At 38.6% G+C, this 24559-nt stretch carries 12 protein-coding genes, 2 tRNA genes and 4 rRNA genes; all 18 read right to left on the reverse strand.

The features are described from left to right. Position 1 precedes the first annotated feature (1 nt). The 18 genes from AC4HCY_RS01710 to rrf (AC4HCY_RS01795) all read right to left on the reverse strand — a co-directional run bounded on the left by AC4HCY_RS01710 (position 2) and on the right by rrf (AC4HCY_RS01795) (position 24480). Positions 2 to 5425 (reverse strand): diguanylate cyclase, encoded by a 5424-nt coding sequence (locus tag AC4HCY_RS01710; RefSeq protein ID WP_491095257.1) that lies wholly within the window; start codon positions 5423 to 5425, stop codon positions 2 to 4. A gap of 255 nt (positions 5426 to 5680) precedes the next feature. Then, positions 5681 to 5797: ribosomal RNA gene (gene rrf, locus AC4HCY_RS01715) — 5S ribosomal RNA — on the reverse strand. Between the two features lie 193 nt (positions 5798 to 5990). Continuing rightward, a 23S ribosomal RNA gene (locus tag AC4HCY_RS01720) occupies positions 5991 to 9319 on the reverse strand. Between the two features lie 220 nt (positions 9320 to 9539). Beyond that, a tRNA-Ile gene (locus AC4HCY_RS01725) sits at positions 9540 to 9616 on the reverse strand. Between the two features lie 133 nt (positions 9617 to 9749). Next, positions 9750 to 9825 (reverse strand) — tRNA-Ala (locus AC4HCY_RS01730). 350 nt (positions 9826 to 10175) lie between these two features. Continuing rightward, positions 10176 to 11698, reverse strand: a 16S ribosomal RNA gene (locus AC4HCY_RS01735). Together the 16S, 23S and 5S rRNA genes with 2 tRNA genes alongside form the textbook arrangement of a ribosomal RNA operon. 278 nt (positions 11699 to 11976) lie before the next feature. Further along, a complete protein-coding gene (locus AC4HCY_RS01740) occupies positions 11977 to 13089 on the reverse strand; it encodes a polysaccharide deacetylase family protein (RefSeq protein WP_491095258.1) in 1113 nt (370 codons plus the stop codon). A gap of 383 nt (positions 13090 to 13472) precedes the next feature. Beyond that, positions 13473 to 14357 carry a DMT family transporter gene (locus AC4HCY_RS01745; protein ID WP_491095259.1) on the reverse strand — a complete coding sequence of 295 codons (885 nt, stop codon included), beginning with the start codon at positions 14355 to 14357 and terminating at the stop codon, positions 13473 to 13475. A gap of 17 nt (positions 14358 to 14374) precedes the next feature. After that, on the reverse strand, positions 14375 to 14986 hold the full coding sequence (locus tag AC4HCY_RS01750) for a zinc dependent phospholipase C family protein (protein WP_491095260.1): 612 nt from the start codon (positions 14984 to 14986) through the stop codon (positions 14375 to 14377). Positions 14987 to 15090: 104 nt separating this feature from the next. Then, complete coding sequence (locus tag AC4HCY_RS01755) at positions 15091 to 16056, reverse strand: ABC transporter ATP-binding protein (RefSeq protein ID WP_323432600.1); 966 nt, start codon at positions 16054 to 16056, stop codon at positions 15091 to 15093. Next, entirely contained in the window at positions 16056 to 17039 is a 984-nt protein-coding gene (locus tag AC4HCY_RS01760; RefSeq protein ID WP_491095261.1) for an ABC transporter ATP-binding protein, read from the reverse strand. The genes AC4HCY_RS01755 and AC4HCY_RS01760 overlap by 1 nt, the downstream gene beginning before the upstream one ends. Before the next feature lie 13 nt (positions 17040 to 17052). Further along, positions 17053 to 18189, reverse strand: a complete 1137-nt coding sequence (locus tag AC4HCY_RS01765) for an ABC transporter permease (protein WP_323432598.1) — start codon at positions 18187 to 18189, stop codon at positions 17053 to 17055. Between the two features lie 11 nt (positions 18190 to 18200). Then, positions 18201 to 19154, reverse strand: a complete 954-nt coding sequence (locus AC4HCY_RS01770) for an ABC transporter permease (protein ID WP_323432597.1) — start codon at positions 19152 to 19154, stop codon at positions 18201 to 18203. Positions 19155 to 19214: 60 nt separating this feature from the next. Then, positions 19215 to 20795 carry an ABC transporter substrate-binding protein gene (locus AC4HCY_RS01775; RefSeq protein WP_323432596.1) on the reverse strand — a complete coding sequence of 527 codons (1581 nt, stop codon included), beginning with the start codon at positions 20793 to 20795 and terminating at the stop codon, positions 19215 to 19217. Between the two features lie 35 nt (positions 20796 to 20830). Then, complete coding sequence (locus AC4HCY_RS01780; RefSeq protein ID WP_491095262.1) at positions 20831 to 21955, reverse strand: hypothetical protein; 1125 nt, start codon at positions 21953 to 21955, stop codon at positions 20831 to 20833. A gap of 59 nt (positions 21956 to 22014) precedes the next feature. Next, on the reverse strand, positions 22015 to 22545 hold the full coding sequence (locus tag AC4HCY_RS01785; RefSeq protein WP_323432642.1) for a tetratricopeptide repeat protein: 531 nt from the start codon (positions 22543 to 22545) through the stop codon (positions 22015 to 22017). 218 nt (positions 22546 to 22763) lie between these two features. Then, complete coding sequence (locus AC4HCY_RS01790) at positions 22764 to 24263, reverse strand: M1 family metallopeptidase (RefSeq protein ID WP_491095263.1); 1500 nt, start codon at positions 24261 to 24263, stop codon at positions 22764 to 22766. 100 nt (positions 24264 to 24363) lie between these two features. After that, a 5S ribosomal RNA gene (gene rrf / locus AC4HCY_RS01795) occupies positions 24364 to 24480 on the reverse strand. Positions 24481 to 24559 lie beyond the last annotated feature (79 nt).

Raw genomic sequence — 24559 nt, forward strand, 5'->3', positions numbered from 1 at the left:
ATCACCTATCCATTTTCTCTGAATAAAATATAGGAGTAATTATCTCGCAAAGCCTGGTTCCATAGTTATATATATTTGCATCAAATTCTTTATTTCTCAATTCTACGGAAAGATACAGCACTCCATAAAGCCTATCTCCATGAATAATAGGTATCAGCATCTTGGATTGCCAATTGGGCATACCGGTGACCGGATCAATAGGCGCATTTCCTGTCCAATCGATAAAGTATTCTCCGCTCATTGAATCTATTGTTTTTTGAAGGATTTGATCATTATATGGTATACTATCCGCATTCTTTTTATTGATATTCTTTCTGAAAATCTCTTTTATAATTTTTTTGTTTTCATCCAGTATAAAGATATATCCTATATCAGCTTCTGATAATTCCACTATTTTGCCAAGAAATTCATTCAGCTTCTCCTCCAGAGAAAGCTTATCGTTTCTTTGCAACTCCAGCATTTCTATCATTGTCTCAATATTTCTCTGATCTTCCACCATGTTCCCAGATATGATGCCTGCCAGCTTATCTACTCTTTTAACTGTCCTGATCATGTTTATATCAAAAACTGTTGACTTATTTCTGCCGTTTTCCTTGGAGTGATAGAGAGCTTGATCGGCTTTATCTATCAAATCTCTCATCCAGGAGCTGTGAGTAGGATACGTAGCTATTCCCAAGCTTATTGTCACATTTTTATGATACCCTAAAAGCTTCGACTTTTCTACTTTTCTTCTGATCTTTTCCGCCAGCCTGTATGCCCCTTCAGAGCCTGTCCGCGGGAGAAGTATTATAAATTCCTCTCCTCCATATCTGGCACAAATATCGCTCTTTCTTACATTATCCAAAACAATAGCTGCTACTTTCTGCAATATTTCGTCTCCTCTTTGATGGCCGAAGCGATCATTTACTTGCTTAAACTTGTCTATATCCATCATTATCAAGGAGAATTCGCCTTCGATGGATGAATTGATATAAATTTCATTTTGCAGCACCATCTCAAAATACTTGCGTGTATAAAGCTTTGTCAGCTTATCTATGCCGGAAATCATTTTCAGATTATAGTTTTCTATGAGCACGTGCAAAATTTTTGATACGGCTTCACATAATTTACAAGTCTCCTGTGTAAAATTATTTATTATGGTATCCGTGTCCAGATAGATATATCCGCTGATTTGGTTTGTTTCCTTGTATTTCCTTCTGTCTTTCACAGAATCCTCATCATGCCTAGCCCATGTCACAGGTATACAAAATACTGCACATATATCCTTAGGTATTATATTATCTTTTGTTTTATTTTTGTAATCAAAGGCATCCGTTATGATTATGCTTTCATTTTTTTGCCTCGCCTGATCCATTGTGTATTTATAAAATGCACTATTCTCGCTTTTTATTCTGGAAGATAGCATCTTTATATTATTATCGTCGTCAATAATTGCCAGAAAAGCATTCTTAGCCTGAGTCAAATCCATTAGCATTTCAATCAAAATATCTATATTTTCCTCTGCATTCAAACCCAGGTTGTTTATTCTGTCAAGAAGATCTGCCAAAAATTTTCCCAGTATGCCTTTATCTAAATCAATGCTCTTATTTATGCTGTCCCCATTATCCTTTTGTATTATATCTTTAAATTTTCTATAATCAAAATATTCCTCAATTCTTTTCTTCATGTCCTTTATCTCTCCGCTTAATAGTGACGTGCCATAGAGTATACCTTCTTTACCGGTAATCTTTTGGGCGAGATTCAGAAGCTTCTCCTTAACTATATATCTCCTGTGTGAAAGTAAAAATTTGACCTTATACTCATCGGGTACACCCTCAACAAGCATTCTTAATGCATTCATGGATGTGATAAAGCTCTTCAATGCCTCATAATATTCACCCTGATCATATAGCTCCAGCCCTAATGACTTATATACTTTCCACTTTATCTCGTTGCTTTCTATAGTCTTGCCGGAGGTTGTTATAATTTGAAGCTTGTGCCTTCTTTCGTTTTCACTGCACACAATTGCCGATAAATATTCATGTTCACTTTCAAGATGTCTGGTGTTTATAACTTTCGAGTATTCATCAGAAAGAGCCAAAAATGCCTTGACCTCATCAAATTTTCCCTCTTCGACAAACAGTTCAGCAAAGCTATGGCATGCTCTCCTTCCAAGCTTATACTTTCTATTATTAAAAAGCTCTTTAGTAAAACCTCTAAGCTTTTCATAATCATAACCTTTATAAAGCTTAGCGTTGCATAGATTTATAATATATAATGCCTCAGCATCAGCCTCTGTTCCCCAACTTATGCACATATCAACAGATTTTTGTGCATAAGCTATGGACTTTTGAAAATAACCGATATTATAGAAAAATATAGCCTTGTATATATTATAATATTGAGCCGCTTCACCCAAATCCTTAGAATTATCGAGCATGACTCTTGCTTTTTCCATATACTTAAGGCACTTCTTGTAATCCTCCAGCTCCATATAGACCAAAGCTTGATTCATATATATCATTACTTCCAAATATTTATTGTGATTTTTGCTTGTCATTTCCAACGCTTTACTGTAATACTCAAGACTCTCTTTGAATTTATCCTTTTCCCTGTGCATTTCTGCCAAGTTATTATAGCTGAATGCCATAAAAGATAAATTATTGGTCCTTTGACAGATGCTCAGATTTTTTTCAAAACATTCCGTAGCCTTTTCTATATCATAATAATAGTCACTGTAAATAGTTCCTATCGTATTAAGTGCATGTATCAGTCCTTCATATTCCTCCAGGCTCTCAAGAACTTCTATACTTTCCTCAAGACATTTCAATGCCTCATCAAAATGATTCTTCTTAGCAAGTATTCTTCCGCAAACAGCTTTTAACATTGCCCAATAATATTTGTCATTTTCATCTATGGACCTTAGAACCGTCTCAATGATCCTCATATATGAATTGTACTTTCGCCTGTATATCATTAGCTGGCTCAAAGCTAATATCAACTCAAGCATTCCTTTTCTATAACCTATTTCTCTTATCAACCTTTTGGCCATGATAGAATGCTCCAAAGATGCTCTAACGTCATTCAATCTGTAAAACAGCTTCACCATCTTTATATGTGAGTCTGCAAGGCGCATTTTGTCTTCCATTTTCTCTGCATTGCGCATAGCAGCACTATAGTATTCCAATGCCTTATCCGATTCATCTACCTTATAATACAAATCCCCCAGTTTAAGGCATATATCTGTCTTTTTTGAGCAAACATTATTATTGGGAAAATACCCGTAGCCTTGTTGCAAAAACTGTATCGCCTGTTTTATCAAGCCTTTCTTTGCCACTTCCTCCGATGCTATAATGAGATAATCTATGGCCTCATCACATCTTCCGCTGTTTGTCATATGATAAATGAGCTCATCCCTGTTCTCTCTGTTTTCTGCCGAGAACTTCTCCTCAAGTATCCGGGAAGCCTTTTTATGATATTGATATCTTGTAAAATCGTCCAGCTGTGCATAAAAGCTTTTTTTAAGGTTTATAGAGTTAAAATCCACGGAAATTCCCCAGTCATCCATTTTCCTTGAAAGGATATTAGTCGTTATCATGCTGTCTATCAGCAGGATCAGTTCCTCGCCTTTCATATCAATCATGCTCTCCAGCACATCCAAAGAAACTGACGAATTAAATATTGATATTATATCCAGTATTTCTCTTTTTACCGGTTCCAGCTTATTGATCTTGTTTTGAAGCATCTCATCAACGCTTGTATTAAGATTTAACTTTGATAAATCAACATTATCAAAAACCCACTGTCCTTCGTCATCTATAAAAATATGCTTATCAAGATAAAGAGAGTACATAATCTCATAAACCATATAGGGATTGCCATCTGTTTCCTGGTATATTTGAGCAATGAAATTAATGGGCACCTCTTCAATACCTAATATAATTCTGATCAAATCTGATGTCTCATGTATATTTAAGTTTGAGAGCTGTATTTCTCCGATGCTCTCTTCACCCATCAATTGCCTTATATAATTTCTGATTTGCTCTTGTACATCCTTATTCCCAAATGATAATACATAAAATATTTTTCCTCTGCTTTGGTTCCTCATAATATAGTAAAATACATCCTTAGAAGCTTCATCAACGTATTCAAAGCCCCTTATTATAAAAACAAAAGGCTGCTTAAGCGAAGCCTCCAAAATAAAGTTTCCTAACCTATATGTCAGCTTATGCCTTTCAGTTTCTTCATCCTTAGTGTAAAATGGAACAACTGTACCGCTTGATATAATCTCTGGTATAATATAGCATAAACCTTCGCTATATTTATCTATAAGCTCTTTCCCGGCATGTTTAGTCAAGTTCTTTATAATTTCGGTAATAGCATAATACTTTGGAAAAGAGTTTTGTTTAAGGTTTAAATATACTACATCTTCACCCTCTTGATTTATTCTATCGTGCAATACATTTAAAAAAGCACTCTTGCCTGTTCCGGGACTTCCTTCTATTATCACAGCATTCAGCTTGCTATTTTCATAAAAATATTTATGTATGCTATAAGTTATGTATCTTATTGAGTTTTCTCTGGCTACAAGGCTAGTAGAATATAAAGGAAAAGTTTCAATATATTTTTTATCAACAATTTTAAAAGATTTATTGAAACTTTCATTTATGTCTTCTATGACTTCATCTATGGATTTGTACCTTTCAGCTATATCTATGCTTGTACATTTTTTTACTATTTCAGTAATCTTGTAGTGATCCGATCGGGCATCATATTGTATTTTTTCCAATCGGTCCTTAAAGCTTGAGCCTTCCACAGGAATACCCGTAAAAATGTGAAAAATAATAACGCCAAGCATATATATATCGCTTTGCTTCGTATATCTTGAGTACTGTATTACCTCCGGAGCCTTAAAATACAAATCATCCCGATCAATCAGCATGTTTTCATGAACCGGCCTTTTATACGGAAGAGCAGCTATTTTTACTTGCTTTTTGCCGCCATTATCGATCACATCTATTTGATCGCTGCTGATACCGCAAAATAGCATATTTCTGAGATGTATAAATTTAAAAGCAGAGCATATCTGCGCTGCTATGTCTAAAAGCTCATTAAAATCTTTACCGATGATATAGTTCAGAAGATTTTTTCCTTCATAATGCTCATAAGTATAATAAAATTTGTTTGATACAACAGGCTTCGCATTTATAATCCTTATTCTATTAAAATAATAAAATTCGCTCACATTGGGATGGATAAGGTTTTGATAATCATAAAAATTTATCTTCATATAATCAATAAAATTTTTGATCTCAGAAATGTAATCGATCACTCTCATCCTTTTGAGCAAACTATCCTTGTATAAATCCTTCACTAAATATTCGCAGCCATACTTGTCCTCTTTCAGCAACCCAACAATCTTATACTGACTATTTATGAAATCCATTAAAATTCCCCCAAAATGCACTACAATAAATATATGAACAGTATTCTCAGTCTTAAAAAGAGTTTATAACTTTACCCGGTTTCAGAGTCCAGAAGCTCAGCACCGCTTATAGTATGAGTTAGCTGCGATTAAATATTGTATAAATCCAGTTTATATATTCAGTTATTATTTTAGCATAAATACCAAAGTTTTTCCAACTTTTCAAAAAATAAAAAAGGTTTGGAATATAACATACTTTCCAAAAAATAAAAAAAGACCCGGCGACGACCTACTCTCCCGGGACCCTGCGGTCCAAGTACCATCGGCACTAGAGAGCTTAACTTCTGTGTTCGGCATGGGAACAGGTGTGGCCTCTCTGTTATTGTCACCGGATAATTTGCTATGAGGTATTCCTTTTGGGTCAGCCTCTAGTCTCTGGCTTCTGGCCTCTAGATTAGGGCATTCCCTTGGGGTCTTTTTTTCTAGCTAGCAGCCAGTGGCTAGTAGCTAGCGGCTCGCAGCTTAAGGCTGCGTGCACCTTCAAAACTACACAATATCTGAGCTTTGTTTGTCTGAAGAATATTTTTAGATCAAGCCCTCGACCTATTAGTATCGGTCAGCTGCATACATTGCTGTACTTACACCTCCGACCTATCTACCACGTGGTCTACATGGGGTCTTACCAGATTACTCTGTGGGAAATCTCATCTTGAAGCCGGCTTCGCGCTTAGATGCCTTCAGCGCTTATCCGTTCCGAACTTAGCTACTCAGCTATGCCCTTGGCAGGACAACTGATACACCAGAGGTTCGTCCATCCCGGTCCTCTCGTACTAAGGACAGATCTCCTCAAATTTCCTGCGCCCGCGACGGATAGGGACCGAACTGTCTCACGACGTTCTGAACCCAGCTCGCGTGCCGCTTTAATGGGCGAACAGCCCAACCCTTGGGACCTACTCCAGCCCCAGGATGCGACGAGCCGACATCGAGGTGCCAAACCTCCCCGTCGATGTGGACTCTTGGGGGAGATAAGCCTGTTATCCCCGAGGTAGCTTTTATCCGTTGAGCGATGGCCCTTCCACTCGGTACCACCGGATCACTAAGCCCTACTTTCGTATCTGCTCGAGTTGTCTCTCTTGCAGTTAAGCTCCCTTTTGCCTTTGCACTCTGCGAATGATTTCCAACCATTCTGAGGGAACCTTTGGACGCCTCCGTTACTCTTTGGGAGGCGACCGCCCCAGTCAAACTGCCCGCCTGGCTATGTCCCATGACCAGTTATATGGCCACTGGTTAGAATTTCAGTATCTCAAGAGTGGTATCCCAACGGTGACTCCATTAAGACTGGCGTCTTAATTTCTCAGTCTCCCACCTATCCTGTACATGAAATACCGAAACCCAATGCCAAGCTACAGTAAAGCTCTACGGGGTCTTTCCGTCCAATCGCGGGTAACTAGCATCTTCACTAGTACTACAATTTCGCCGAGCGCGTTGTCGAGACAGTGCCCAAGTCGTTACGCCATTCGTGCGGGTCAGAACTTACCTGACAAGGAATTTCGCTACCTTAGGACCGTTATAGTTACGGCCGCCGTTTACTGGGGCTTAAGTTCATACCTTCGCTTGCGCTAAGCATTCCCCTTAACCTTCCAGCACCGGGCAGGCGTCAGCCCCTATACTTCATCTTTCGATTTAGCAGAGACCTGTGTTTTTGCTAAACAGTCGCTTGGGCCTTTTCACTGCGACTCTATCTCTAGAGTACCCCTTCTCCCGAAGTTACGGGGTTATTTTGCCGAGTTCCTTAACAACGCTTCTCTCGCTCGTCTTAGGATTCTCTCCTCATCTACCTGTGTCGGTTTGCGGTACGGGCACCTAGTTTCTCGTTAGCAGCTTTTCTTGACAGTGTGAAATCAGATGCTTCGTTACTTGGATTTCACTCCCCTTTACACATCAGCCTTATGACATACGGTCTTTCCTGTATGTCAGCCTTTGTGCTTGGACACGGATTACCAACACCGTGCTCATCTTATCCTCCTGCGTCACTGCTTCCTTCATGCGATTCTAGGTGGTATCGGAATGTCAACCGATTGTCCATCGGATACGCTATACGCCTCTCCTTAGGTCCCGACTTACCCTGAGCGGACGAACCTTCCTCAGGAATCCTTAGATTTTCGACGGTTAAGATTCTCACTTAACTTTCGCTACTTATACCAGCATTCTCTCTTCTATGCAGTCCACTACTCCTTTCGGTATAGCTTCAGCCTACATAGAATGCTCCCCTACCCCTTTGAGAAGTGGGAAGTCAGGTGTGAGATTTGAGATTTTTAGCCATTCTTCCATTTTTCGATCGTCGATATTATCTGCTTCCTCACTGCTATATATTGTTCGGTTATTTCTTTATGTGTACTTTCATCTATATAGCCTAAGTCTTTGCTCATATCCATCAGTACCTCTATCTCATTGCATGACCCTAATGCCATTCTTAGAAATCTCTTAAAGTCTGCAATTGATTCTTTCTTTCCATAGCCTTCTGCTATGTTTAACGGTACTGACATTGCTGATCTTCTTATCTGGCTTCCTATCTCATACTTTTCATACTCTGGGTATTTAAGTGTTAATGTGTGAACTTTTATGCTTAGTTCATAGGATTTTTGATATATTCTCATATCCTTAAAGCCTTTTATCATTCCCACTTCTCACCTCTCACTTCCCACTTCTCAAAAGCCATAGCTTCGGTACCAAACTTTAGCCCCGGACATTTTCGGCGCATGACCACTTGACCAGTGAGCTATTACGCACTCTTTCAATGAGTGGCTGCTTCTAAGCCAACATCCTGGTTGTCTGTGTAGTCACACATCCTTTTCCACTTAGTTTGGATTTGGGGACCTTAGCTGATGGTCTGGGCTCTTTCCCTTTTGACCACGGATCTTATCATTCGTAGTCTGACTCCCAATGAGCAAATCTTCGGCATTCGGAGTTTGATAGGGTTCGGTAACCTTAAAAGCCCCTAGCCCATTCAGTGCTCTACCTCCGAGATTCTCCATTGAGGCTAGCCCTAAAGCTATTTCGGGGAGAACCAGCTATCTCCGAGTTCGATTGGAATTTCTCCGCTATCCACAGCTCATCCCCCGTTTTTTCAACAACGGTGAGTTCGGGCCTCCATTGAATTTTACTTCAACTTCACCCTGTCCATGGATAGGTCACCCGGTTTCGGGTCTGCAATAGCTAACTTTACGCCCTATTAAGGCTCGCTTTCGCTTCGGCTTCAGACCAAAAGTCCTTAACCTCGCTAGCCATCGCAACTCGCTGGTCCGTTCTACAAAAAGTACGCGGTCACACTTAAATGTGCTCCCACCGATTGTAAGCATACGGTTTCAGGTTCTTTTTCACTCCCCTCCCGGGGTTCTTTTCACCTTTCCCTCACGGTACTGTGCGCTATCGGTCACCAGGTAGTATTTAGCCTTGGGAGGTGGGCCTCCCGTCTTCCCACTAGGTTTCTCGTTCCTCGTGGTACTCTGGATTCCGGCTTCCATATTTCCCTTTTCGCCTACAGGATTTTTACCTTCTGCGATTGAGCTTTCCAGCTCTATTCGGCTAAGGGTCTTATGGTTTATGCCGGTCCTAACCCCAAAGTGGTTTCCCTCTTTGGTTTGGGCTCTTCCCCGTTCGCTCGCCGCTACTTAGGGAATCGATGTTTCTTTCTTTTCCTCGGGGTACTTAGATGTTTCAGTTCCCCCGGTGTCCCTTCATACAGCTATTTTATTGACTGTATGATACCTAAGCATTACCTTAGGTGAGTTTCCTCATTCGGAGATCTGTGGGTCATGGCCTATTTGCGGCTTACCACAGCTTTTCGCAGCTTGTCACGTCCTTCTTCGGCTCCTGGTGCCAAGGCATCCACCATATGCTCTTATTAGCTTGATCAGTGTTTTTCCTCAGCTTTAGTAGTAGTACAGTATCTACATACTGTTACCTCTTCTTTTTCTCAGTATTGTGCAGTTTTCAAGGTGCATTTAGACGAGCCCTTAGTATTCCTTATAGGTCTGTTTTCAGGTTTCAGGAATTAAAAGCTCAAGTCTCAAGTTTAGTTCCCAGCCCTCAGTTTTCTGAGTTCTGAGTTCTGACTTCTTAGCTCTGACGTTTATGGTGGGCTCAAGTGGACTCGAACCACCGACCTCACGCTTATCAGGCGTGCGCTCTAACCGCCTGAGCTATGAGCCCATTATTGACGATTCCTTTTCCGTCTGAGCTCAGGTTATAGATCTCAGATTTCAGGATTCAGTGCTCTATCTCATTCTAAGTTCTCAGTTCCCGTTCTTCTGAGTTCTGAGTTCTTAGCTCTGAGTTCTAAATTTGGTGGAGATGAGCGGAATCGAACCGCTGACCCCCTGCTTGCAAGGCAGGTGCTCTCCCAGCTGAGCTACACCCCCATTTATGACGAGCCCTTGGTATTCCTCAAGGGTCAGTCTTTAGTCCCTGGTCTTTAGTCTCTAGATTTGAGCATTCCTTTTGGGTCATTGAACGGTCAAGACCGTTCATTACTAGTGACTGATGACTAGCGACTTTTCAGAGCATGGGCTCTGAAAACTAATCAGTATCAGATATGTGTATTCTTTTGGGTAGTTATATTGGGTCAGCTTCTAGCTTCTGGCCTCTTGCTTCTGGCATTTAGGTATTCCTCTTGGGTCTGCCTTGTTTGCCAGCGGCTAGTGGCTAGCAGCCAGTGGCTAGTCCATCGACCATAGGATTATGAGAGTGTTACTTCTCATGTGCTCCTTAGAAAGGAGGTGATCCAGCCGCACCTTCCGATACGGCTACCTTGTTACGACTTCACCCCAGTCATTGGCTTCACCTTCGACGGCTCTCTCCTTGCGGTTAAGTCACCGGCTTCGGGTGCTTCCAACTCCCATGGTGTGACGGGCGGTGTGTACAAGGCCCGGGAACGTATTCACCGCGACATGCTGATTCGCGATTACTAGCAACTCCGACTTCATGTTCTCGGGTTGCAGAGAACAATCTGAACTGGGAGTATTTTTTAGGGATTTGCTTGCCATCACTGGTTTGCTTCCCGTTGTTATACCCATTGTAGCACGTGTGTAGCCCAGAACATAAGGGGCATGATGATTTGACGTCATCCCCACCTTCCTCCGAATTGTCTCCGGCAGTCTACTTAGAGTGCTCAACCAAATGTTAGCAACTAAGTATAGGGGTTGCGCTCGTTGCGGGACTTAACCCAACATCTCACGACACGAGCTGACGACAACCATGCACCACCTGTCTTCCTGTCCCGAAGGATTTCATCCCATTACGGATTATGCAGGAGATGTCAAGTTCTGGTAAGGTTCTTCGCGTTGCTTCGAATTAAACCACATGCTCCGCTGCTTGTGCGGGCCCCCGTCAATTCCTTTGAGTTTCAACCTTGCGGCCGTACTCCCCAGGCGGGATACTTATTGCGTTTACTGCGGCACGGAAGGGGTCGATACCTCCCACACCTAGTATCCATAGTTTACAGCGTGGACTACCAGGGTATCTAATCCTGTTTGCTCCCCACGCTTTCGCGCCTCAGCGTCAGTTATCGTCCAGAAAGCCGCCTTCGCCACTGGTGTTCCTCCTAATATCTACGCATTTCACCGCTACACTAGGAATTCCGCTTTCCTCTCCGACACTCGAGCCCATCAGTTTCATATGCAATCCCCAAGTTGAGCCTGGGGGTTTCACATCTGACTTAACAGGCCGCCTACGCGCCCTTTACGCCCAGTAATTCCGGACAACGCTCGCCACCTACGTATTACCGCGGCTGCTGGCACGTAGTTAGCCGTGGCTTCCTCTTTTGGTACCGTCATTATCGTCCCAAAAGACAGGAGTTTACAATCCGAAAACCTTCGTCCTCCACGCGGCGTTGCTGCATCAGAGTTTCCTCCATTGTGCAATATTCCCCACTGCTGCCTCCCGTAGGAGTCTGGACCGTGTCTCAGTTCCAGTGTGGCCGTTCATCCTCTCAGATCGGCTACTGATCGTCGCCTTGGTAGGCTTCTACCCCACCAACTAGCTAATCAGGCGCGGGCCCATCTTAAAGCGGATTTCTCCTTTGATTACAAAGTCATGCGACTTTCTAATGTTATGCGGTATTAGCACCGATTTCTCGGTGTTATCCCCCTCTTTAAGGCAGGTTGCCCACGTGTTACTCACCCGTCCGCCACTAAAATCCGTCAATAGTAAACTACTTCCGCATTTCCGTTCGACTTGCATGTGTTAGGCACGCCGCCAGCGTTCGTCCTGAGCCAGGATCAAACTCTCTAATTAATATTTTAAAATCATTATTTCTAATGCTTTTAACTAATAGTTGTTCAATCCTACTCAAAAGAATTACATTCTTCATATCTAATACTGTTTAGTTTTCAAAGTCCATTCTTTCGTCGGCTCATCGCGCCGACGTTCTTTATTTTATTACATTCTCTTTCCCTTGTCAATATGCTTTTTAATTTTTGTTCCAAACTTGTTCAGCACCGACTCAGGAATTATATATTATCAGGTTCCTGATATTATGTCAACCTGATTTATAAAAGTTTTAATTCCCTTTTTTATTTATAGCTTATTACCTCATCTTCCTCAATAGCTTTTATTTCGAATCCGCTTTCTATTAAATAATCAATTATCAGCGGAAGAGCCTTGACGCTTTCGGTCTTTGTTTCATGCATCAGTATTATTGCCGACCTTTTATTTTGAACTTGAGCCACTACATTCTTATATATCTGCTCAGCTTTGATATCCTTTACCCTGCTATCATTGCTGTCAACATTCCACAGTATAACCTTATAATCCTTAAGCACCTTTTGATAGTTCTGCCCTTTTATAATCTTACTCCCATAAGGCGGCCTAAACAAATACATAGCTTTACCTATAGTTTCTAAAATCAAATCAGATGTTTTATCGATTTCATTTTTTAGGCTGTCACTGCTCTTATATATTATTTCCTTTCTATGACTATAACTGTGATTTCCTATAGAATGCCCTTCTTCCGCCATCCTCTTTAATATATCCTGATTCCTGCTGATAGTATTTCCTAAAACAAAAAAAGTCGCCTTCACATTCTTTTCCCTCAAAATATCCAATATCTTTTCTGAGTTACCCCTAACGATTCCATCATCAAAAGTAATATATGCCACTTTCGGTCCATTATATTTTCCTATTGCAGGCTTTGCCTTTTTTTCTTCCTCTCGCATTTTAAGCAATTCTTCAGCAGTCACCACTTTATCATTTGTTATTATTCTAAAACCTTTAACCGAATCGATTTTTTCAATTCTAAATCCCAAAATCTCGACAAGCATATCTTCAGGTATATATAATACACCATTTATTATTTCTACGGCATGCTCATGGGCTTTGTATTCATTGTTGACCATTATGATATTCTTTTCCTTGTTTATATACAGTAAATTGCTCCACCAATAGATACGATAACTTCTATCATCCTCCTGGAAATAAACTTTAATTCCTAGATTATCCTGTAACTGTGACAAGGGTATATAAACAACGTCATTTATTAATACTGTCTTAGGGCTGTTTTTAATAAATCTATCATTAATGATTATCTCCATTGCATCATAGGGAGATGCTTGTAAAGAAAAGAACAAGGAAAATATAAAAACAAGTATGAATGACATAATTCTGCATAACTCAAAGCTCTTTTTCATGATCTTCACCCTTAAACATTGCTATAATTAATATTTGAGAATTTCATCATATTTAACCCTTACTTTTTTTGGTCTTTGCAGTCCATTTTTATCAGCCTAAGATATGGATAAGTTACAGCAGCAGCATAAGGCAAATAATTTTATCTTACCAATCATTATATAGTTACAAGGTAAATAATACAATTATTTAGAAATTTTGAAACCAAACTGTAATAAATAATTAAAACAGTGCTCCATTACAGCACTGGGCATGCTGATACAGCACCGATAAGTAAAAGGTATGTATAGATGAACCTTATATGTGTTTTGTTTTAAATCCTCAGTCATATCTCTCTGCTTCAAGCTTGCTTTCAACTCCTGTTGAGCCCCTGGCTTAAACCCTATTAACTCTTAGATGCATCAGCGGAAGGCTTTTTATAAAAATTTATCAATATACCTGCAGCAACAAATGCCATACCCAGTATTGTCTTGGGGCTTATCTTTTCTCCAAGGAAAATCACCGCCAACACAGTGGCTACTGCAGGCTTAAGAAAGAATACCATTGAACCCTTGCTTGCACTGAGTATTTTAAGCGCCTCAATAAAAGTAATATATGCAAAACCTGATAAAATTAATCCTAAGTACATTATTCTGAAAAATCCCTCTCTTGGAAAATAAAGAACAGGAAGGCCCATATACAGCAGCAGCGGTATTGTGCATATGGCTCCGATTATAGCCGATAGGCTTATCATGGTGATACTGCTTATATTATCCGCTTTCATTTTTCCCAATACTGAATATAACCCAAAGGTAAGCGAAGCAACTATTCCCAGAAATAAGCTCATGGCTGTATCTCCGCCTGAACCTCCTTTATATATTATTAAGGTAATGCCTATAATTCCAAGAATCATGCAAATTATGCTATTTTTCGTTATTTTTTCTTTTAGCAGCAAATAGGAAAACATTACAACAAAAATAGGATTGGAGCTTATAAGTATTGCAGCGGTAGAAGCTTTTCCCATAGATATGGCCAGCTGGAGGCTTCCCATGCTTATCACAGTATTTAATATGCCTAAGCTTGCGAAAAACATCCAGTCCTTTACCGATATCTTTTCTTTTTTAGCTATAACCCAAGGTAAAAGTGCTAATCCGCCTATTAAAAATCTTATAAATATGAGTTGGGTTGGGTGAATCAAGCCTTTGAGGCTTGATGACACGACCTCTAATGTGCTAAAAATCAGTATTGTTATACCAAGGTAAAAGTATCCTTTCAATTTTGTATCAACCATTCATGCTCTCCTTAAATTTATTCGTAAAAAGCAGCAATAGCTTTTCCAACGGTTATATCAATAAATCTCTCTATAGCTTCTGCATCAAGGAATTTAAATTCTCTATCCAGCTTATGGTTTTCTTTCCCATAATAATCATTGATTTTTTTTATATTCTCATATATTTGCTGAGGCGAAAATTCATTAAAGAATTCAAGTTTTATTTCCATACATTGAAATTTAGATAATATATTGTTCTCCGGATATTTCTCCAGATATTGAAAATCCAAAGCATCCATCTCTTCCCTGAACATATGTATAATGCTATTCCCGTCTTTGTATTCTTTTATAATTGGTTTTAAATACTTCTCATTCCATAGGTTGTCCCCAATCAGGTGAAAATAGTATCCCCAGTAAAACGACCTGGTCTTGTCTGATCTGATAAAAAGCTCCTCTGGTCTGAGATGCCTGTTATAGAAGCTTTTTAAGTCAATATATCTGTTTTCCTCGGTTCCTTTGCAAAAATGGGTTATTTCTTTTTTCCCTGAATCCGGCGCAATACTTCCTGCCATAAAATAATCCATATCAATATCTCTAATCTTTTCTTTGATTTTTTCAGCTATTCTCAAATGTGTAAGCCAAGTAGCCATTAAGTTCACACCCCTAAGATAACAATACTACACTATTATATTAGCATAAAAAAATGCATGTAAAAAGCTATTTAAACATGCATTTTCAAAATCTCTATTTTCAATTATTCATTAAGATGGCAGGCCACATAATGACTGTCTCCTATATCTCTAAATTTCGGCTTTTCCTCTTTACAGATATCCATGCAATACTTGCATCTGGTATGGAAAACACACCCTTTGGGAGGATTGACAGGACTTGGCACATCCCCCTCCAATATAATCCTTTGCTTCTCGTTATCAGGCTCAGCTATAGGTATGGCAGAAAGCAAGGCTTGTGTATATGGATGTACAGGATTTTCAAATAGTCTGTCGGACTCCGCCATCTCTACCATAGTCCCTAGATACATCACGGAAATTCTATTTGATATATGCTTTACCACACTCAGATCATGAGAAATAAACATATATGTAAGATCAAGCTTTTCTTGAAGCTCCTGGAACAGATTAATTATCTGAGCTTGTATGGATACATCAAGAGCAGAAACCGCTTCATCACAAACTATAAACTTAGGCTTTAGGGCTATTGCTCTTGCAATTCCTATCCTCTGACGCTGGCCTCCGCTGAATTCATGAGGATAGCGTCTTACATGATAAGGACTGAGTCCCACTAAATTCAGCAATTCTTTTACCCTGTCGGTTTTATCTGTTCCCTTCAAATTTTCATGAATTTCCAAGGGCTCTCCAATTATATCACCTACTGTCATTCTTGGATTCAGAGAAGAGTACGGATCCTGAAAAATAAGCTGCATATCACGTCTTTTTATCCTTAATTTTTCTTTATCAAGCTTAGGAATATCAATACCATCAAATATTACCTCACCGGCTGTAGGTTCATGGAGTCTTAATACAGCTCTGCCTGTCGTAGATTTGCCACAGCCTGATTCTCCTACAATCCCTAAAGTTTCACCTGACTTTATATAAAAACTTACATCATCTACAGCTTTTACATAAGCTACTGTTTGATTAAAAAATCCACCCTTTATAGGAAAGTACTTCTTAAGATTTCTTACTTCCAAAAGATTGCTCATTACACCGCACCTCCCTCTTCATATAGGAAACAGCTCACTCTGCGTTCCTCCCCCAATACCGTCATATCGGGTTGGTTTTCTTTGCATTTGGAAAGTGCATATTTACACCTTGGCTCAAATCTGCAGCCTTTTGGCATATTAAGGGGATTTGGCACCAAACCGGGAATTGAATCTAATTTATCCTGTTTATACTTTATAGAAGGAATAGATGCTAATAAACCTTTTGTATAGGGATGTTTAGGTTCTTTGAAAATTGAATGTACATCTCCCTCTTCAACTATTTTTCCGGCATACATAACTATTATTCTTTCGCAGGTTTCCGCTACAACACCCATGTTATGAGTTATAAGCATAATTGATGAATTTATTTCGGATTTTAATTTTTTCATCAAATCCAAGATCTGGGCCTGTATGGTAACGTCAAGAGCAGTAGTCGGTTCGTCGGCAATTAAAAGCTTAGGATTGCACGCCAGAGCCATAGCAATCATCACTCTCTGCCTCATACCGCCGCTTAAGGAATGGGGATAATCATCAACTACTTTTTCTGCCCTCGGGATGCCAACCAGTTTAAGCATTTCTATGGATTTTTTTCTGGCCTCAGCTTTATTCATATGCTGATGCCAGTGGAGTACTTCCTCGATCTGATTACCTACTCTAAAAACCGGATTAAGGGAAGTCATAGGCTCCTGAAATATCATAGATATCGCATTTCCTCTCACGTGGCGCATTTCTTTTTCATTCATTTTTACAATATCTTCACCTTCAAATAATATTTCACTGCCTTCCATTATTTTACCCATTGGTTTAGGAAGCAGCCTTAATATCGATAAAGATGTAACACTCTTGCCGCAGCCTGATTCTCCAACCACTCCCAAGGTTTCTCCGTGTTTTATGTAAAAATCTATACCGTCAACAGCAGGAACTACTCCATCCTCAGTATAAAAATATGTCCTGAGATTCTTTATATCAACTAATTTATCCATAATCATACCTCCCTTACTGCTTAAGCCTTGGGTCTAAAGCATCCCTTAGCCCATCGCCGAGGAAGTTAAATGATAAAACCGTTATAAAAATAAACGCACCCGGATAAAAAGCCTTCCAAGGAGCATTCAGCATTGTATTAAGCTCCTGTGCATTAGTTAGCATATTTCCCCAGCTCGCATAGGGCGGCTGTACTCCGATTCCAAAAAACGAAAGGGCTGATTCAGAAAGTATGGCTCCTGCTATTCCCATAGTGGCATTTACTATAATAGGTGCTATGGCATTAGGCAAAATATGTCTGAATATTATTCTCACATCCTTGGCTCCTACACCTCTCGCTGCCTCTGCATAATCTCTCTTCATGAGGCTTAAAAACTCTCCTCTTACCATTCTCGCAAGCCCTGTCCAACTGGTTAAGCCCAAAACAATCATAACATTAAATATACTAGGTTCAAATATAGACATAACCGTTACTAAAAGAATAAATGTAGGAATGCACATTATTGCATCTACTATTCTCATCATAATATTATCTATCCATCCACCATAGTAGCCTGCAATACAGCCCCAAAGGGTTCCGATCACAACAGATATGCCTACCGATACAAAACCTATGGTCAATGAAACTCGTCCTGCATATAGTATCCTTGAAAAAACATCACGGCCTAATTCATCCCGTCCAAAAAAATTAGGTTTCAATATAATATTTTGGCCTTCTGCCTCCATATCTTTATACATCCTCAAAGTGCTTGCCAGTGTAACAATTTGAAATATACTATCTTCTTCCAAATATCCTAAGCCGCTTAAGTAATCGTAATCCTCCAATTTATCCAAATCATTTAAATCTTCTTTATATCCCAATCTGATTATTTTTTCTGTAATCACCTCTATAGGATTATAGGAACTGTATTTAGGAACTTCATCCGTAAAGAATATATCATCCGTCAGGCCTTCCTCCGGATACGGTGCAATAACAGGCGCCAAAAAAGATGCCATATATAGGATTAAGAGAATAATTGAGCCTACAACGGCAAATCGGTTTTTCTTAAAACGCTTCCAGAATATTTTAAGTTTTTTTATCCATGTATCACTATATTCAAAGCTTTCTGCTAAGATTACATTTTCATTTTTATTTTCAAGTTTAGTAGTCATATTCCCACCCCCTAATCATATCTGATTCTGGGGTCAGCTACCGCATATAATATATCCGCAATCAAGCTTCCCGCAATTATTGTTACCGATGCCAATACCAAGTCTCCAAGCATAACCGGATAATCTCTCATAAATGTAGCACTTATTACTATTCTTCCCATACCGGGCCATGAAAATATTGTTTCCGTCATTGCGGCACCGCTGAAAAGTGCCGGTATCGTAAGACCAATCAAAGTGATTATAGGAATCAAAGCATTTCTTAAAGCATGTTTTAATATTACAATTTTTTCAGTTAAGCCCTTGCTCCTTGCTGTCCTCACATAATCCTGATTAATAACCTCCATCATTGAAGCCCTCATATATCTCATTATTGAGGCCATGTGTGCAGTACCTAAAACTATAGTAGGAAGTATCAGATGTTTGATCCTATCCATTAATACAAATTCTTCATAATTAGCCCTCATACCCGCTGTAGGAAGCCATCCTAATTTCAGGCTGAAAACAAGTATAAGCATAAGGCCAAACCAAAACGTGGGCAATGATACCCCTATGAAGGAAAACGTTGAAAATGTATAATCCCAAGCCGTATTTCTTTTTATAGCGGATATAATTCCGGCAGGAACTGCCAATATAAAGGCAAAAATTTCTGCCGCTAATGCAAGTATAATGGTATTAGGCAAAGCCTCAAACAAAATATCCTTTACAGGTTTCCCATAAGCAAAGGAATTTCCCATATCACCTCTGATCATATTCGTTACCCATTTATAATATCTTTCAGGTATAGACTTGTCTAATCCAAGCTCTTGCCTTAAAGCATCCAAGTTTTGAGAAGATGCCTTGTCAGGGCTTACAAACATATATACCGGATCACCTGGAGCAAGAGCAATTATAGCAAATGAAATAACAGAAACTATAAATAAGAGAGGTATAGATTGTATTAATCTCCTTATAATAAACTTTAACATTTTTTTCCTCCTTATAGTAAGGGTATGCGACTTTTCGCATACCCTTATACCTGTGAGCTTCTATTCAACCCAGCATTTTTCTGGATTATGCCAATTTAATAGATCATAGAATTCTGCATTCTTAACATTTTTATTTAAAGCAATTGCTTGAGTCCTATATATTATGAAGGTCATTGGCTGATCTTCAGCTACAATTTCTTGCAGCTTAAACATTAATTCTTTTTGCTTTTTCATATCTGTGGTAATAACAATTTCATCCATTATTTTATCTGCTGAAGGGTTGCTGTAACCACCTCTGTTTAATATTCCCACAGCAGGATCGCTGTAATAAAAAGCTCTGTGGTCAGCATCCAAGCCTGTTGTGAATCCGCCTACATAGGCATCAAAATTTCCTGTTTCAAGATATTGAGTAATAAATGTATTCCATTCTATAATCCTTGGTTCTACTACTATTCCTACCTGCCTCAGCTGTCTTTGAACTTCAACTATAAGCTTTTCTCTCATTATATTGCCCTTGTTTGTAAGCATTGTGATCTTAAATTTCTTGCCGTTCTTTTCTCGTATTCCGTCTTTTCCAACCTTCCAGCCGGCTTCATCCAAAAGCTTCTTTGCTGTTGCTATGCTGTATTTATAATCCTTTGCATTTTTATTATAGAAAGGCAGTGCTGGCACAACTGAACCTACGGCCGGCTTACCATTGCCCTTGTAAATACCGCTTACTATAGCATTCTTGTTTATCGCATGAGTCATGGCCTGCCTTACCTTTTTATCAGAAAAGAAAGAAGTTTTTGTATTCCAAAGAACACAGTCAAATACATTGCCGACATAGCGATTTACATTTAGATTAGGCAATTTACTCATACGGGCTACATCGGATTCAGGAACCTGTACCATGTTTGCTTCGCCTTTTTCAACTTTAACCATTGCAGTTGCCTGGCTTGGATTTATATCAAATATATATTTTTCAAATCCAGGTTTGCCGTCAAAGTATTTATCAAATCCTTCAAGAGTTACTCTTTCATTGTTTTTCCATTCCACAAACTTAAATGCCCCACATCCTACAGGATTGCGTGCATATTTTGAGGATTTTAACTTTGTCTTGTCTTCTTTTTCATATAAATGCTTTGGTATTAAATACTTGTTTTGGAATTGATCCAGCAAAACACCACTTGGATTTTTCAATATAAATGCAACTGTGTATTTATCAGGAGTATCTATCCTTGATATTATTTCAAAATCGGCCATTCTGTCGGAGTTGACTGCAGGATCTCTTATAATGTCATATGTGAACTTAATATCGGCAGATGTGAGTTCCACTCCATCATGCCATAAGACTCCTTTTTTAAGCTTAAAGGTTATGGTTTTGCCGTCTTTAGATACTGTAGGCAAAGCCTCTGCTACTTCTGGCGATAGATTTAAGTTTTTATCATATTTTAAAAGCGATGAATATATTAAATCACAAATATCACTTGACGCGGTATCAGAATGCATAAAGGGAACCAAACATAAAGGGTCGCTGAAATCAGCCCGCATTAAAATACCCTGAGATTTGGGAGCTGGTGCAGCTGCAACAACTCCAAAGGTTGATAAAATAATTGACAGTATTAAAACTATTGAAATAACAGTCCTATCTGTTTTCACACAAAACCCCTCCTTGTTAAATTTGTTTCACTTATTTACTTTTTTGTTATCGAAGTAATACTATAGCCTTCTGCAGGCTCAGTTGTAATAAGGATATTATCATTTGCTTTCAAATCTTTTAATTCTATAGGAGCACCATCCTTATCAGATACAGTAACTCCTTCTGCCAATGTTAATACCTCTTGCCCTACAATTTTACCATTTTTTATTACGTTTACAGTAATTTCGTTCTTATTCAAGTTTAGAAATTCAGCATTTACTCCTTTATAGAAAGCATCTAAGTGAATTAATTCACCGTCAGGATTTGTTCTTATAAGACTTGCATTAGACATAGCTAAAGCTTTATCGAGCGGTACTATCTTCCCATTTAATTCGATAATTGCTTCGCTGTTTACGTTTAAGAAATTTGTTTCTGTAGTATACACTTCAAACATTTTTTTCTTATAGCTTACTTTAAGTATCTTTTCAATATCTGCCTGAGCAGCATCTTTATTATCAGTTATTTTTCCTTCAAATAATAGATTAGAATATCCGTCTACTATGGCAAACTTTACTTCATCATCAGGAGCTGCAGAATTAAATTCATCCTTTTCGCCTATTACCTTAAGGTCTTTACCGTTAAGATTTACTTTAATGCTGCCCTCAATAATTACCTTATCTCCAAGATCAATATATTCTTTTCCTTCCTCATTGTAATAAACATAAACACTATCTTCTGTTTCTCCTATTTCCTTTACTACTGTTGAAATATGAGTAAGTACTTCATTTGTTTTGGAATCAATGCTGGCTGTTTCTTTATTATCAGCTTTTGATTCAGTAGTATTTATTCTTAGATCTGAAACAGCTACTCTTGGAGTTCCTTGAATTTCAGCTCCCATGTTTGGTATGTTAATGTATATAAGATTATTGTTGTCAGCTTTAAATGTAGCTTTTAAACCCTTTTTAGCAATGTCCATCAAGTCCATCTCTTGATCGATTCTCATTACTTTAGTATTTTCATTGATTTTGTAAGTAACATCTTTGCCATTTACAATCATTGTTATGGATTCTTCACTAAATGCTTTTATAACTCCCACTTTGTCTTCCGGTGCTGCATAAACCGAAATAATCATCGATAATATCATTACGGTCACGAGTAGTATGTATGTAATTCTTCTCACTATTAACCCTCCTCTTTATTTTTATGCGAAGAAAACTAAACTACCCTCCTTATTCATTTTTATATATATCTCCCTCTGATTATGGAGAATATAAACATCACTATAAAAATTAGAGCTGCGATTATAAGTGTCCTACTGCGGCCTTTAAGAATCTTTGGTTTATCTTCCTGATCGATTTGGTTTTTAAGACTTTTTTTGTATTGATTAATGCATTTTAAATAATTATCATAGTCTTTGTGAGATTTATATAATACAGATAGGTTATAATAGGTCATAGGATATTTGCTGTCTTTTTCTATTGAAATGCTGTAATATTTTAATGCGTTTTCAAAATCTCCGTTTTGGTTATATATATTTGCAAGATTGCATAGTGCCGGGACATAATCCGGGTTTATCTCCAATGCTTTGAGGTACATGTTCTTGGCATCATCCAGCTCCCCCTGTATTGCATATATGGTACCAAGCTTATTTATACTTTCAAAATGCCCGGGTTTCTCTGCTAATATGCTTTCAAAAATCTTCTTTGAGGCTTCTTTCCTGTTTTGCTTTAACAGTCTGCACGCTTCCTGATAGCTTTCACTGATATTCAAAACATCACCTCCTGTAGCCGAATTGGCTAGAGATATTAGACATTTTATGACATTATACTTCCTTTTTCCACAATTTCCGCGTTGTTACATCTATACCATCTTTTATATAAATTATATATTATTGTGATATACTTTTCAAACAATTATTTTAGCTATTATATAATAACTGTTAGCAGCCGATATCCTCTATATCTATCAGCTTTATCGTTTACATATTCCTACAGCCATTTACTGAAAAAGGATTCTAGATTTTTGCCGCTGATAGATTGGCATATGCTTATAAAATCTTTTGTTGAAGCGTTTTTAAACTTATATTTACTATAATATTGCCTCAGTATCTCTTTAAAAATATCGTCCCCCAACTCCTGCCTGAGGCTATAGAGCAATAATGCCCCCTTATCTTGCACCGAGGCTTTATATTCTTCGATATATTTGAACTCGCTTAAAGGCTTATACACACCAATATCATAATCTCCTATTCCGATTAGGGAATTTACATTGGGCTCGACCTCACTCCAAAAAAAATTTCTGCCTGCCTCTTCATCTTTTCGTTCAAGCTCAATAAAAAGGCCTTCACAATAGCGGGTAAATCCTCCGCCAAGCCAGGCTTCATTTATCTGATCATGACCGACGGTGTTGTACCACCATTGCCTAGCCACTCCACGGGTGATTAGACGCTTAAAGGGTTCTTTTAAAATTCTCCATTTGGTGATCTGGAATACTGAGTCATTGTAATAATACAGATCATTTATGCACACCATACCTGACAGCTCTATGCCTTGGGGGCAGTCTGCCTCTACAATTGAAAAACTTGGATATGGATAGCTGCCAAATTCCTGGTTAAAGGCTTTTATTGCTCGGATTCCGTGTTCAAGGGCTATTTTTCCGTATTTCTCATCATAACTATAGAAATAAGATTTTACTAAAATTCCATCAATGTTTTTCTCCAGCACTTTATATCTATCACAGGCTATCAGTGCAAAATTTCTTACACTATTTGCTTCAAAGCTCCAAACTGTTCTCCCGTCCTCCGCCTTTTCTTCAATCAAGAATCCTGTGCTTGCAATAGTGTATTCTTTGGGAGCTTCAATACTTACTTTATAATCTGCAGCATCACTGTAGAAAGGTTCTCCGATACTATAATATCTTTCAATATTCCAGCCCTTATCATCATATACAGCTGCTATAGGGTACCAATTGTCCAGATTGATGGTTATATCACCATATCCAAATCTGTATCTCGCAGGAGGAATATGTACTATGTACTTCATATCAAGGACTATATTTTCTGAAGGCTTTATATTATAAGGCAATTCAATTCTAAGTATAGTGCCGTCTCTACCCATAATTTCATGTTTTAAAGCTATTTTTCCTTTATCTGTAGCTGCCTCCAGCGATACAATATCCGTATAGCCTGGTATAAAGCGGGGATTGTATTCTTCTACCGGAGCAGTTTCCTCCGTCTTAAACGAATTAGGATACACATGAAAATATATTTCTTCTAATTCTATGCCTGTATTATTGACATATATCACTTGTTGTACTGCATTTATGATCTTATCCGCTGTATTTAGATTCGCTTTTATAATGTATTGATTATTATACGGATTACTCTCAATTTTATTGATAGGTGTGGTTCCCTTTTCATGTGTGTCTGAGAAGAAGGTTAAAATAAACAATAAAATAATCAAAACTAGAATACTATATTTTTTCCTCATGCAGATCACCCCACATTAGAATATTGTTATATAGTACATTTTCCCACATATTACACATATTGTACACATCTATCTGGAAATTGGCAAAAAATAAAAAAAGACCCGGCGACGACCTACTCTCCCGGGACCCTGCGGTCCAAGTACCATCGGCACTAGAGAGCTTAACTTCTGTGTTCGGCATGGGAACAGGTGTGGCCTCTCTGTTATTGTCACCGGATAATTTGCTATGAGGTATTCCTTTTGGGTCAGCCTCTAGTCTCTGGCTTCTGGCCTCTAGATTAGGGCATTCCCTTGGG

The organism is Lutispora sp. QWL-02 (assembly GCF_058315355.1).

Excerpts from the sequence above, each read along its gene's own strand:
- AC4HCY_RS01710 (WP_491095257.1), bottom strand. The coding sequence starts at position 5,425 with ATGGATTTCATAAATAGTCAGTATAAGATTGTTGGGTTGCTGAAAGAG.
- AC4HCY_RS01740 (WP_491095258.1), bottom strand. The coding sequence starts at position 13,089 with ATGAAAAAGAGCTTTGAGTTATGCAGAATTATGTCATTCATACTTGTT.
- AC4HCY_RS01745 (WP_491095259.1), bottom strand. The coding sequence starts at position 14,357 with ATGGTTGATACAAAATTGAAAGGATACTTTTACCTTGGTATAACAATA.
- AC4HCY_RS01750 (WP_491095260.1), bottom strand. The coding sequence starts at position 14,986 with ATGGCTACTTGGCTTACACATTTGAGAATAGCTGAAAAAATCAAAGAA.
- AC4HCY_RS01755 (WP_323432600.1), bottom strand. The coding sequence starts at position 16,056 with ATGAGCAATCTTTTGGAAGTAAGAAATCTTAAGAAGTACTTTCCTATA.
- AC4HCY_RS01760 (WP_491095261.1), bottom strand. The coding sequence starts at position 17,039 with ATGGATAAATTAGTTGATATAAAGAATCTCAGGACATATTTTTATACT.
- AC4HCY_RS01765 (WP_323432598.1), bottom strand. The coding sequence starts at position 18,189 with ATGACTACTAAACTTGAAAATAAAAATGAAAATGTAATCTTAGCAGAA.
- AC4HCY_RS01770 (WP_323432597.1), bottom strand. The coding sequence starts at position 19,154 with ATGTTAAAGTTTATTATAAGGAGATTAATACAATCTATACCTCTCTTA.
- AC4HCY_RS01790 (WP_491095263.1), bottom strand. The coding sequence starts at position 24,263 with ATGAGGAAAAAATATAGTATTCTAGTTTTGATTATTTTATTGTTTATT.